The sequence below is a fragment of the Methylobacterium sp. 1A genome (assembly GCF_058072805.1).
Map to the genome: position 1 here is coordinate 1,115,740 of NZ_JBYQVE010000002.1, position 12,071 is coordinate 1,127,810.

Here is a 12,071-nt window from a genome sequence, read left to right on the forward strand (position 1 = left end):
GCGGGAACCCGGTCTCCGTTCGTGCGCGGCCGGCGGCGCGGCTCATTCCGGCCCGGTCCGGGGGCCGGCGAGGCCCGCCGTCGCCAGCACGGCGTCGGCCAGAACCTCCAGGCCGGCCCCGGCCCAGGCCGGCGTGATGCTCTCGGCCTCGTTGTGGCTGATCCCGCCGTGGCAGGGGCAGAACACCAGGGCCGCCGGCACCGCGCGGGCGCAGTAGACGGCGTCGTGGTAGATCGCGGTCGGCATCCGCGTCCAGGCATGGCCCCGCGCCTCGGCCGCCGCCTGGACGCGGTCCACCAGGACCGGGTCGAACGGGGTCGGGGGGGCGCGCCAGAACTCCGCGACCTGGACGGTGACGCCGCGCTCCGCCGCCAGGGCGTCGGCCCGGGCCCGGATCCGCGCCCCCATCGCCTCCAGCTGCGCGGTGTCGCCGTGGCGGGTGTCGAGGCTGAACCAGACCCGGCCGGGCGTGATGTTGCGGCTCGCCGGCTCCGCCCGCAGCACGCCGACGGTGGCGCGGCCGCGCTCCCCGCCGGCGCCGACCGCCGCCTCCGCGATGCCCTCGAGTGACGCGATCAGCGCCGCCGCGGCCATCATCGCGTCGCGCCGGCCCGCCATGGGGCTGCCGGCATGGGCCTCCTCGCCCAGCACGGTGATCTCGTACCAGATCTGGGCCAGGGCCCGGTCGACCACCCCGACGGTGAGCCCGGCCTCCTCCAAGCGCTTGCCCTGCTCGATGTGAAGCTCGAAATAGGCGCCGATCTCCCGCAGGGCGGCCGGGTCCGCCGTCCCCTGCCAGCCGATGCGCCGCAGCTCGTCGCCGAAGGCGTGGCCCGCGAGGTCCCGGGTCGCCAGGATGTCGGCCTCCGGGACGATGCCCATGGCGACGCCGCTGCCGCTCATCGGTGGCGCGAAGCGCGCGCCCTCCTCGTTGCACCAGTTGATCAGCAGAAGCGGGGCATCGGTCTCGATCCCGGCCTCCTGCAGGGCGCGCATGATCTCCAGCCCGGCGAGGACGCCCAGCGGCCCGTCGAACTTGCCCCCGGTGGGCTGGGTGTCGAGGTGGCTGCCGACGGCGACCGGCTTCCGGCCCGGATCGCGTCCGGGCCGGTGGAAGACCATGGTGCCGACCCGGTCCACGGTGAGCGTCAGCCCCGCCGCCTCGCCCCAGCGCTGGAACAGGGCGCGCCCCTCGGCGTCGCGGTCGGTCAGTGCCTGCCGGTCGTTGCCGCCGTTGGGCAGCGCGCCGATCCGGGCGAGCTCCATCAGGCTGTCCCAGAGCCGCTCCCGCGAGAGCGGGAGGTTGGTGCGGTTCACCGTGCGGTCCATGGCGTCTCTGCTGCTGGCCTCCCGGCGGGATGCCTACCGGAAGGTGCAAGTTACGGCGCAGCGGCAACCCGCACCAGGGCGGGCCCGGCGCGAGCCACGGGCTTCGCGGGCCGGCGGCGCCCGATGGTGCCCGACGGTGGAGCGATCCACGGGCCGAAGTGCGGATTTCCGCCGGATCGCGGCGTCTACCGATCATTTGTGATCGAACTGTCCGCGCGGCGGCGCTGTGAATCCGGTCTTTGCGCCGCACCGGAGCGGCCCTGCATTGTCGAGAACGGGATTGTCCGGAACCGAAGTCTTGATCATCCGCAATGCAACCCGGTGGCGGCGGGCCGCGACGCCGTGTCAAAAGCCGTTCGCGCAGCCGATACTGGACTTCGGGCTCGCGGACAGCATGTGTTGCGGATCAGTCTGTCCGCCATCGTACAATCGTCGATTGTAGCCAGTTCGGAGGGGATTCCATGGTGCTGGCTTCCACGACAGCCTCGGCCCTGCAGGCCGCCGGATTCATCGGGATCTGGGACACGGACGTCCGGGCCGGCCGGTCGATGCTGGATTCGGGCGCGGCCTCGCTGATGGCGGGGGATCCGGGGCTCGCCGGGACGCCGCTGCCGCTGGACGCGGCCCTCGGCCGGATCCACCCGGCCGACCGGGACTGGGTGTTCGGCCGGATCCGCCACGTCCGCCAGACCGGCGGCCCGGTCTCCCTCGAGTTCCGCGTCGTGACCGGGGCGGGCGAGATCCGCTGGATCCTCAACCGCGGCTGCCTGACGCCCGATTCGGACGGCCTGCTGCGCGGGCGCGGCGCCTACATCGACGTCACGGACCTCCACCGGCACGGGATCCAGTCCGGGGCCATGAACGGAGCCGTGAACAGCCCTATGAACGGCGTCACGCACGGCACCACCGACGGGGCGGACCTGAACGCCGCGGCCGACCACGGCATCCAGATCCACGCGGCGCTGGAGCGCCACGGCGACCCCTATCTCCGCTCGGTCTCGGGGATGCTGCTCCACGGGATCGGCCGCGCGCTGGCGCGGCGCGACCCCTGACGCGCGCCCCGGGAAGAGGCCCTGGGAAGAGCTCTCGGGAAGAGCCCCGGCGGCTCAGGTCCGCCAGGGATGGGCCGGCAGCTCGGTCCGGCCGATGGCCTTGGCGCCGGCCTCCGCGACGGTGTGGTCGTTCTCGACCGTCGAGCCGCTGACCCCGATGGCGCCCGACATGACGCCGTCGGCGTCGACGATCGGGATCCCGCCCGGGAAGGTGATCAGCCCGTCGTTGGAGTGCTCGATCCCGTAGAGCGGCCCGCCCGGCTGCGACAGCTGGCCGATCTGGCCGGTCATCATGCCGAAGAACACCGAGGTCTTGGCCTTCTTCTGGGCGATGTCGATCGACCCGACCCAGGCATCGTCCATGCGGTGGAACGCCTTGAGGTTCCCGCCGGAATCGACCACCGCGATGCACATCTGGGTGCCGAGCTCCACGGCCTTGGCGCGGGCGGCCGCGATCGCCTTCTCGGCCTGCTCGATCGTCACGTGCATGGGACACTCCCGTTCGCGTTGTTGGCGCGACAGCCTGTGGCGGTTTGAAGCGGTCGATGCAAGATCAACCGCAGATCGGCATCCATCACGCTCGGCTGGCGCGCTCGGGCCTTTGCTCAAGCCTCACGTTCCCGGGCGGCGCGGATCCGCTCCAGGAGATCGGTCGCGAGCGCCGCGCAGGCGGCGGAATCCGGGCAGGGCCGCTTCCACACCACGCGCCCGTCGCGCAGCGCGGTCCCCGCCTCGGCGGCCATCGCGGTCAGCGGCCGGTCGGGCCGCAGGTCGGCCGCGACGCCCTGCGGCCCGCCCCGGAGCCGGGCGACGCCCAGCGCGCAGCAGGACGCGCGCAGCCGCGCGAGGTCGAACAGCGCGAGCACCGGCGCGGGGGCCGCGCCGAACCGGTCCTCGACCTCGCCGGCGAGCGCCTCGATCGCCTCGGGCTCGCGGAGGCGCAGCAGGCGCGTGTAGAGGCTGAGGCGGATCTCGGGCTCCGGAACGTAGTCCTCGGGGATCCGGCTCGGCAGGCCGAGCTCGATCTCGGGGCTCCAGTCCTCGGCGCGCTCGCCCTTGGCGGCGGTGAGCGCCAGCTGCAGCAGGTGCTGGTAGAGGCCGAGCCCGACGAGCTTGGCGTGCCCCGCCTGATCCTCGCCGACGAGGTCGCCGGCGCCGCGCAGGTCGAGGTCCCGGGCGCTGACCGCGAAGCCGGCGCCGAGGCGGTCGAGGGCCTCCAAGGCGCGCAGGCGCTGCAGCGCCGCCGCTGGCGGGGGCGCGGCCGGGTCGCTGAGCAGGTGGACGGTGCCGCGGCGCTGGCCGCGGCCGACGCGGCCCCGGAGCTGGTGGAGCTGTGCCAGCCCGAACCGGGCGGCCTCCCAGACCAGCATGGTGTTGGCCCGCGGCACGTCGAGGCCGCTCTCAACGATGGCGGTGGCGAGCAGGACGTCGCCGTCGCCCTCCGCGAACCGGACCATGACCTCGTCCATGGCGGAGGGCTTGAGGTCCCCGTGCGCCACCAGGATGTCGAGGCCCGGCACGAGGGCGCGCAGGCGCTCGGCCATGGGGCCGATGTCCTCGATCCGCGGGCAGACCACGAAGCTCTGGCCGCCCCGGCGGTGCTCGCGGACGAGGGCCTCGCGGACCGCCTCGGCGTCGAAGGGCGCCACCACGGTCCGGACCGGCTGGCGCAGGGCCGGCGGCGTGGCGAGCACGCTGAGGCTCTGGAGGCCGACGAGGGCCGCCTGGAGGGTGCGGGGGATCGGCGTCGCGGTGAGCGTCAGCACGTGGCCGCCATCCGCGAGGCGGCGCAGGTCGGCCTTCATCTTCGCGCCGAAGCGCTGCTCCTCGTCGATCACGGTCAGGCCGAGATCCGCGAACGCCACCCCGCTGCCGGCGAGCGCGTGGGTGCCGACCACCAGCCGGATCGAGCCGTCCGCGAGCCCCGCCCTGACGCGCTTGGCCTCGGCCGGCGCCACGAGGCGCGAGAGCTGCGCCACCTCGACGCCGAACCGGCCGAAGCGGCGGCGCAGCGTCTCGGCGTGCTGGCGCGCCAGCACGGTGGTGGGGGCGATCAGCGCCGCCTGCCGGCCGGAGAAGATCGCGGCCGCGAGGGCCCGGAGCGCCACCTCGGTCTTGCCGAAGCCGACATCGCCGCAGACCAAGCGGTCCATCGGCCGGCCGGAGGCGAGGTCGGCCATCAGCGCGTCGACCGCCGCCGCCTGATCGGGGGTCGGCGCGAAGCCGAAGCCGGCGGCGAACCGCTCCATCTCGCGGGCCGGCGGCGCCAGGACCGGCGCCTCGGTCTCCCGGCGGGCCCGGGCGGCCTCCAGCATCAGGCGGGCGGTCCGCGCCATGGTGGCCTCGGCCTCCAGGCGGCGCCGCGGCCACGTGCCGCCGTCGAGCTTGTCCAGGGTGACGGCGTCGGGCTCCGACCCGTAGCGCCAGATCCGGTCGGCCTGCGTGACCGGCACCATCAGGATCGCGTCGCCGGCGAAGCGCAGGCGCAGGGCCTCGGAGGGCTCCCCGTCCTGCGCGGCACCCGGCGCGGAGACCGGCTCCAGCCCCTCGAACACGCACAGGCCGTGGTCCCGGTCGACCGCCACGTCGCCGGGGCGCAGGTCGACCTCGCCCATCGGCAGGATCGCACGGGCGGCCCCGGTCACGGCGGCCTCCGGGCCGAACAGGTCGGCCGCCGCGATCACGGTGGCGCCCTGCTCGGGCACCCGGAAGCCGGCCGCCAGCGGGGCCTCCAGGGCGAGGACGTCGCCGGGCGCCGCCTCGGCGACGTCGGCCCACGCGTCGATCAGGCGGATCGGGCGCTCGGCGATCTTGCCCGCCTGGCGCACGAGGCGTCGGAGCGGCCGGACCGAGCCGGCGAGCACGACGACGTCGCCGGCCTTCAGACGGGCGCGCAGGACCTTGGCGAAGGCCGTGCCGGGCCGGCGCTCCCCGGCGAAGCGCGGCATGGCGCGGGGTTCGCCGGCCGCCTCGGTGGCGGCGAGCCGGCCGCGATCCGCCACGACGGCGCGCCACGCCTCCGGCGTCAGGTAGAGGCCGGTGCCGGGCCCCGCCGGCGCGTCGCGGGTCTTCAGCCGGCCCCGGGCCTCGTCCATCTGCTCGAAGAAGGCGTCGATCCGGGCCTGCGTGCCGTCCTCGACCGCGAGGCGCGCTTCGGGCACGTAGTCGAGGAGCGTGACGAGGCGCGGGTAGTAGCGGTCCAGGCGGTGCTCCTGGCCGGTGAACGGCTCGAAGCTCTGGCCGGAGCCGGGCTCCAGGACGATCTCGGTGGCCGGGTCGATGACGAGTTCGTCAGCCTCCGCCACCGAGCGCTGCGAGATCGGGTCGTAGGAGCGGATCGCGGTGACGCGGCCCGCCGCGTGCTCGATCCGGCAGGGAAGCGGCGCGGCGGCGGGGAACACCTCCACGGTGCGCCCGCGGACGGCGATCTCGCCGGGCTCGTCGACCCGCTCGTCGAGGATGTAGCCGAGGCGCTTGAGGTCTGCGGTCGCGGCCGCGACGTCGAGGGGATCGCCGACCCGCAGGGTCACGCGGGCCGACGCCCAGGTCTCCGGCGGCGGCACGCGCTGCACGAGGGCGGGGGCGGTCGTCAGCACGAAGTCCGGCAGCGCGTCCCGGTCGGTCAGCCAGCGCATCACGGCGGCCCGGGCACCCATCGTGGCCCGCGACGGCGAGGCGTGGTCGAAGGGCAGGCAGTCCCACTCGGGATAGACCGCGACCCGCGCGTCGGGATCGAGTGCCTGCAGGGTCGCGGCGAGGTCCTCGAGGCGGCGGGCGTCCCGGGCGACGTGCACCACCGGCCCGGGCCCCTCGGCGAAGGCCAGGAGCGCCACCGCCAGGGCGCCGGTGGGCATCAGCGGCGCGTCCTCCAGCCCCTGTCGGGCGCCCGCCTTCGTCCTGCGCTTGGCCATGCCTGATCCGAACCCATCCCTCGTGAGCCGGCAACGCCGCACCGGCCCCGCGGGCTCCCGGCCGCGGCGATCCGATCCACAGCCGCCGTGCGGGGCCCGCCCGAGCTCTTCGCGGGGCCCGCGACGGGCGAGGCAGGAAGAGATCCCGGCGGGCGCCCGAAGCCCGGTCGGCCGGACCAGCAAGACTTGAACGGCGCGCGTGAAATCGCACCCCCACCGATGATCCGGCGGGACTGTCTAGTATTGAACGATCGCGGAATGCTTGCCCTGGTCCCGCCGCCGGACGCGCGATGCAGAGTTTCACTAGGGGGAAGCGAAAGCTTGAGCTATGACGGCTCCGTGTCGCCGAACGAGACAGTATCCCGACCGTCGGGTTTCGAGCCCCAGCATCCCCAGCGGCTCGCCGCCCTGCGCGCCTACGCGATCCTCGACACGCCGCCCGAGCGCGCGTTCGACGAGATCGCCGAGATGGCCGCCCAGGCCTGCGGCACGCCGATGGCCCACATCAACTTCGTCGACGCCGACCGGCAGTGGATCAAGGCCGCGTTCGGCCACGCCGCGCGGGCGATGCCGCTCGCGTTCGGCTTCTGCACCGAGGCCATGCGCGCGGACGGCGCCCTCGTGCTGCCCGACCTGACCGCGGAGCCGGAGAGCGCCGCCAACCCCCTCGTGACCGGCGACCCGCACCTGCGCTTCTACGCCGGCGTGCCCCTGGTGACGCCGGACGGCTGGGCCATCGGGACGCTCTGCGTCCTCGACCGCGTCCCGCGCACGCTGACCGACCAGCAGCTCTTCATCCTGAAGGCGCTCGCCCGGACGGTGATGACGCAGCTGGAATCCCGGAACGCCGAGGCGGCCCTGCGCCGGAACGAGGAGCGCTACCGCTCGCTGTTCACCTTCATCGATGCCGGCTTCTGCCTGATCGAGGTGGAGTTCGCCGACGGCGACCGGCCCGTCGACTACCGCTTCTTGGAGGTCAACCCCGCCTTCGAGCGGCAGACCGGCCTGCGGGCCCCGGTGGGCCGCCGGATGCGGGACCTCGCCCCCGACCTCGAGCAGCACTGGTTCGACCTCTACGGCCGGGTCGCCCTGACCGGCGAGCCGGTCCGATTTGAGCAGGCCGCCGCGGCGCTGGGCCGCTGGTACGACGTGCACGCCTACCGGGTGGACGGGCCGGCGCGGAACCGCGTCGCGATCCTGTTCAACGACATCACCGAGCGCCGCCGGAGCGAGAACGCGCTCCGGGCCCGGGAGGCGGAACTCCGGCTGGTCGCGGACGCGATGCCGGTCCTGATCGCCTTCATCGACCGCGACCTGACCTACCGGTTCGCGAACGCCGCCTACGAGACCTGGACCGGCCAGGCGCCCGACGCCGTCGTCGGGCGGACCGTAGGCGACCTCCTCGGCCCCGGCGCGTTCGAGGCCCGGCGCGCCGGCATCGAGCGGGCGCTCGCCGGTCAGGAGGTCCGCGAGGAATGGGCCTGGACCTTCCCGAACGGCCAGGCCCGGATCGCCGACACCCGCTACCTCCCGCGCCGCGGCCCGGACGGACGCGTCGACGGGTTCTACGTCTTCGCCCACGACGTCTCCGAGCGGAAGCGGAACGAGGTCCTGCTCCAGTCCCGGGCGGAGCACCTGGAGGCGCAGGTCGCCGCCCAGACCCGCGACCGCGACCGGGTCTGGACGCTGTCGCCAGTGCTGAAGCTCGTCTCGGACCGGACCGGGCGGGTCCAGTCGGTGAACCCCTCGTGGAGCCGGGCGCTGGGCTGGTCGGAGGCCGAGACGGTCGGCCGGCCGGCCCTGGACTTCCTTGCCCCCACCGAGCGCGCGGCGGCCGAGGCGGCGCTGCGCCCGCTCTGCGCGGACAGCCGGGTCGAGGATATCGAACTGGCCTGCCTGACCCGCGCCGGCGACCGGCGGCGGGTGCTCTGGACCGTCGTTCCGGAGGACGGGCTGTTCTACGGCTTCGGGCGCGACATCACCGAGCAGCGCCAGGCCGAGGAGGCGCTGCGCCAGTCGCAGAAGCTCGAGGCCATCGGCCAGCTCACCGGCGGGGTGGCGCACGACTTCAACAACCTCCTGACCATCATCCGGTCGTCCGTGGAGTTCCTGCGCCGGCCGGACCTGGCCGAGACGCGCCGGCGCCGCTACCTCGACGCCGTCTCCGACACCGTCGACCGGGCGGCCAGGCTCACCGGCCAGCTCCTCGCCTTCGCCCGGCGCCAGGCGCTGAAACCCCAGGTGTTCGACATCGGCGCGCGCCTGCGCAGCATCGCCGACATGCTCGATTCGGTCACCGGCGCGCGCATCCGCGTGGCCATCGACCTGCCGGCGACGCCCCGCTACGTGCGCGCCGACCAGAGCCAGTTCGAGACCGCGCTGATCAACATGGCGGTCAACGCCCGCGACGCCATGGACGGGGAAGGCAACCTGACCCTGCGGCTGGAGGGCGATAGCCCGATGCCGCCGATCCGCGGGCATGCCGGCGCGAAGGGACCGTTCGTGGCCGTGCGGGTCTCCGATACCGGCGCCGGCATCCCGGACGCGGATCTGGGACGGATCTTCGAGCCGTTCTTCACAACAAAGGAGGTCGGCAAGGGCACCGGCCTCGGCCTCAGCCAGGTCATCGGCTTCGCCAAGCAGTCGGGCGGCGACATCGACGTGGCGAGCGCGCTCGGCCACGGCACGACCTTCTCGCTCTACCTGCCGCAGGTCGCCGCGCCCGCCGCGGCGTCCGAGGCCGACCGCGAGGCCCGCCCGGAGGCGGAGCCGCGGCGGGGCCTGTGCATCCTCGTCGTGGAGGACAATCTCGGGGTCGGGCGCTTCTGCACCCAGATCCTGGAAGATCTGGGCCACGCGCCGGTCTGGGCGAAATCCGCCGAGGAGGCGCTGGCCGAACTCGACCGGGCGCCGGACCGGTTCGACGCGGTCTTCTCCGACGTGGTCATGCCGGGGATGGGCGGCTTCGCCCTCGCCCGGCAGCTCCGGACCCGCCGCCCCGACCTGCCGGTGGTGCTGACCTCGGGCTACAGCCACGTCCTGGCCGAGGACGACGCCCACGGTTTCGCCCTCCTGCGCAAGCCCTACTCGGCCGAGCAGCTCGCCCAGGTCCTCTCCGAGGCGGCGCGGCGGGGCGGGCAGCCGGACGCCCGCGCACGGCCGGAACCCGCTTCCGATTAACAGTCTTCGCCAGAATTCATCGGCGCATCATCCGGAAATCTTCCCGCAGACGAGATCCGGATGTAGTCTATCCCCATCCACCACCGGGGCCTCGACCGCCATGACGCTGACCGGACGTTTCTGGTTCCGCCGGACCTGGACCGGCAAGCTGGTCCTGCTCGTCGAGGAGGAGCGCGGGCGCTGGTTCCGGCGCCGCCTCGGCCGCACCCTGCGCTGGCGCGACGCGCGGCTCCTCGATCTGGCCGAAGGTCCCCTGCGGGGGCTCATGACGCTGGAGCGGACCTACCGCGCCGAGTTCGGCCCCGGCGAGCCGCGCCGCCCCGCCGGCCTCACGGCGGTCCCGGGCGGGCGGGCCCTGCCGCGCGGCGGGCCGGAGCCAGGAACAAGGCCGTCCCTGTCGGGTTGACGGCAGGCAAGACAGCGACGGCGTCGCTGTCTTGCAGCCCCTCGTGGGCGTTTCCTCCCTAGACTTCCGGACCGTTCTCCTGAGGGCGGTCCTTTTTTTGTTGTCGTCGGTCAGTCGCCGGGCAGTCGTCGACATGGCCCGCGACGGACAGCTCTCAAGAATCTCTCAGATTTACTTCCCGCCGTCCTGGGCCTCGCCCAGAGCAACGGTCCCGGCACCGGTCTCGGCACCGGCCTCGAGGGCCAGCAGCGCGAAGGTCGCGAGCCAGTGCTCGCCCATGTAGTCGCCGGTGACGTGCGGGAGCCCGGCCGCGAGGTGCGCCTCCGCGGCCGCGCGGAGCGGCGGCTGGCGGGGATCGTCCGGTCCGAGGGACGCGGCGAGCGCGCGGAAGCACCACGCGCGGCTGAGGTTCAGCCCGTCGAGATGGGCGATCTTCCCGTCGGAGCGGTCGGTCACGCCCGCGGGGCGGAACAGGGTCGCGGGCCGGGACGCCGCGAGACCGGGCAGGAACCGGTCGAACCAGGGCGCGAAGCGGGCGGGCGGCAGCAGCCGGCGCATGCACTCCGCCTCGATCAGCGCCGAGGAGAGGAAGTCGTCGCCGCCGGGTTCGCCCCAGGCCGGGCAATCCGCGTCCTCCCCGTACCAGCCGACGGCGGTGTCGTGCAGCAGAGTGGTCAGCCCGGCATCCCCCGCGCCCTCCGCGTAATCGGCCGCCAGGCGCAGCGCGAAGGCGGTGTTGAAATGGGTCCCGACCCGCACCGGGTAGGACGCCACCGGCAGGAACTCCGCGAAGCGCCGGACGATCACCGCGGCCAGCGGCGCCAGGGCCTCGGACCAGCGGCGCTCGGGGAGCGCGGCGAGCGCGTCGGCGAGCTTCAGCAGCCAGCCCCAGCCGTAGGGCCGCTCGAAGCCCCGGGCGGTCGGGGCGGCGAAGTAGGCGCATTCCCCCGCCACCGTCGCGGGAGTCAGCTGCGCGTCGAGCCGGGCGCGGATCGCCGGGGCCTGCGGGCCATCCGGGAACAGCCGCAGCACCCGCGCCAGCAGCCACGTACCGTGGACGCAGGAATGCCAGTCGTAGCTGCCGTGAAAGGCCGGGTGCAGGGCCGCGGGGGTGCGGGCATCCGCCGGCCCGGCCAGGACGTGCCCCGGCTTATTCGGATACTCGCGGCCGACATGGCCGAGGGCGACGGCGGCGAAGCGCGCGGCGATGTCGGGGGTGAGCGTGGGCGCGGGCGTCATCGCGGCATTCCGGCGGGCGTTCTGCGGGGACTCGGCGACCGCCGGCATAGCGGGTTTCCCGGCACGGCGTCAGGGCTCGCGGATCCTTTGCCGGCACGGCCCCGGATCGGCTATCGCGGTGAGGCCGGGCCGGACGCGCCGGCCTCACCGGGAGCCCCCATGCGCCGCGCGCCGCCCGCCGCCCTCCTCGTCGCGGCCCTCTCGGCCGTCGCGGCCCTGGCGGCCGCCGCGGCACCGGCCGCCGCCGCGCCGGACCCGAGCCGCGACGTGCTGTGGGCCGCCCTGAAGACCTGCGTCCTCGCCAAGCGGCTCGCCAACCGGACCTTCCCGTGCCTGTCGGTCGATCTCGGGGACGGTGACCGTCCCGGCTCGGCGGTCCTGCGCGCGCCCGGCGAGCCGACCCACAGCGTCGTCATGCCCACCGACACCGTGCCGGGCCTGGAGGCGCCGGTCCTGCGGGGACCGCGCGGTGCCGCCTACTGGCGGGCGGCCCTGGCGGCGCGGCCGCTCGTGTAGGACGTGCTGAAGGGGAGGCTCACCCCCGCGGAGGTCGGGCTCGCGGTCAACTCGGCCCGGGGCCGCAGCCAGGACCAGCTCCACATCCACCTCGACTGCCTGAAGCCGAGCGTGCTCAAGGCGATCCGAGCGCACGGCCGGCAGGTGCGCCACACCTGGAGCCGCTTCCCGGTGCCGCTGGCCGGCGACTGGTACTACGCCCTGCGCGTGCCGGAGGCGGAGGCCGCGCAGTTCAACCCGTTCGCGGCCCTGCACACCCTGCCGGGCGCCCGGCCGGACCTGCACCGGACGAGCTTCGCGGCGCTCGCCACGCCCCCGGGCGATCCCGAGCCGGGCTACATCCTGCTGGCCTACCGGGCGCCGAGCGCCAGCGCCGAGGACGTGATGGACCACAGCTGCACCGTCGCTGCGTCCCGCGGCGGCGCTTGAGCGGGCCCG

Annotated in this window: 7 protein-coding genes and 1 pseudogene; 4 read left to right on the forward strand and 4 right to left on the reverse strand. The window is 74.5% G+C overall.

Annotated elements, in window-relative coordinates:
• Nucleotides 1-42: 42 nt before the first annotated feature.
• On the reverse strand, nt 43-1,329 hold the full coding sequence (locus ACX9MN_RS25505) for a Zn-dependent hydrolase (protein ID WP_489725790.1): 1,287 nt from the start codon (nt 1,327-1,329) through the stop codon (nt 43-45).
• Nucleotides 1,330-1,790: 461 nt separating this feature from the next.
• Between ACX9MN_RS25505 and ACX9MN_RS25510 the strand changes: the two genes are divergently transcribed.
• The gene (locus ACX9MN_RS25510; protein ID WP_056533759.1) at nt 1,791-2,381 is read left to right on the forward strand and encodes a PAS domain-containing protein; all 591 of its coding nucleotides are present in this window, start codon (nt 1,791-1,793) and stop codon (nt 2,379-2,381) included.
• Nucleotides 2,382-2,435: 54 nt separating this feature from the next.
• Here the strand turns inward: ACX9MN_RS25510 and ACX9MN_RS25515 are convergent, their stop codons facing one another.
• Nucleotides 2,436-2,870 (reverse strand): GlcG/HbpS family heme-binding protein, encoded by a 435-nt coding sequence (locus ACX9MN_RS25515; protein ID WP_020093960.1) that lies wholly within the window; start codon nt 2,868-2,870, stop codon nt 2,436-2,438.
• A gap of 116 nt (nt 2,871-2,986) precedes the next feature.
• Nucleotides 2,987-6,292: a DEAD/DEAH box helicase gene (locus tag ACX9MN_RS25520; RefSeq protein WP_489725791.1), complete on the reverse strand. Its 3,306-nt coding sequence runs from the start codon at nt 6,290-6,292 to the stop codon at nt 2,987-2,989.
• A 321-nt stretch (nt 6,293-6,613) separates the two neighbouring features.
• On the opposite strand from ACX9MN_RS25520, the gene ACX9MN_RS25525 reads away from it, so the two are divergent.
• A complete protein-coding gene (locus ACX9MN_RS25525) occupies nt 6,614-9,472 on the forward strand; it encodes a PAS domain-containing protein (protein ID WP_205833908.1) in 2,859 nt (952 codons plus the stop codon).
• 100 nt (nt 9,473-9,572) lie between these two features.
• Nucleotides 9,573-9,878, forward strand: coding sequence for a hypothetical protein (locus tag ACX9MN_RS25530; protein ID WP_020093963.1), 306 nt, complete (start codon nt 9,573-9,575; stop codon nt 9,876-9,878).
• 171 nt (nt 9,879-10,049) lie between these two features.
• On the opposite strand, the gene ACX9MN_RS25535 is transcribed toward ACX9MN_RS25530, so the two are convergent.
• Complete coding sequence (locus ACX9MN_RS25535) at nt 10,050-11,117, reverse strand: DUF2891 domain-containing protein (RefSeq protein WP_489725792.1); 1,068 nt, start codon at nt 11,115-11,117, stop codon at nt 10,050-10,052.
• Nucleotides 11,118-11,276: 159 nt separating this feature from the next.
• On the opposite strand from ACX9MN_RS25535, the pseudogene ACX9MN_RS25540 reads away from it, so the two are divergent.
• Nucleotides 11,277-12,062, forward strand: a pseudogene (locus ACX9MN_RS25540) (CDP-diacylglycerol diphosphatase).
• Nucleotides 12,063-12,071: the final 9 nt, after the last annotated feature.

What these genes read in the sequence shown, in the direction of transcription:
- ACX9MN_RS25505 (WP_489725790.1), bottom strand. Translation starts at nt 1,329, where the DNA reads ATGGACCGCACGGTGAACCGCACCAACCTCCCGCTCTCGCGGGAGCGG.
- ACX9MN_RS25510 (WP_056533759.1), top strand. Translation starts at nt 1,791, where the DNA reads ATGGTGCTGGCTTCCACGACAGCCTCGGCCCTGCAGGCCGCCGGATTC.
- ACX9MN_RS25515 (WP_020093960.1), bottom strand. Translation starts at nt 2,870, where the DNA reads ATGCACGTGACGATCGAGCAGGCCGAGAAGGCGATCGCGGCCGCCCGC.
- ACX9MN_RS25520 (WP_489725791.1), bottom strand. Translation starts at nt 6,292, where the DNA reads ATGGCCAAGCGCAGGACGAAGGCGGGCGCCCGACAGGGGCTGGAGGAC.
- ACX9MN_RS25530 (WP_020093963.1), top strand. Translation starts at nt 9,573, where the DNA reads ATGACGCTGACCGGACGTTTCTGGTTCCGCCGGACCTGGACCGGCAAG.
- ACX9MN_RS25535 (WP_489725792.1), bottom strand. Translation starts at nt 11,117, where the DNA reads ATGACGCCCGCGCCCACGCTCACCCCCGACATCGCCGCGCGCTTCGCC.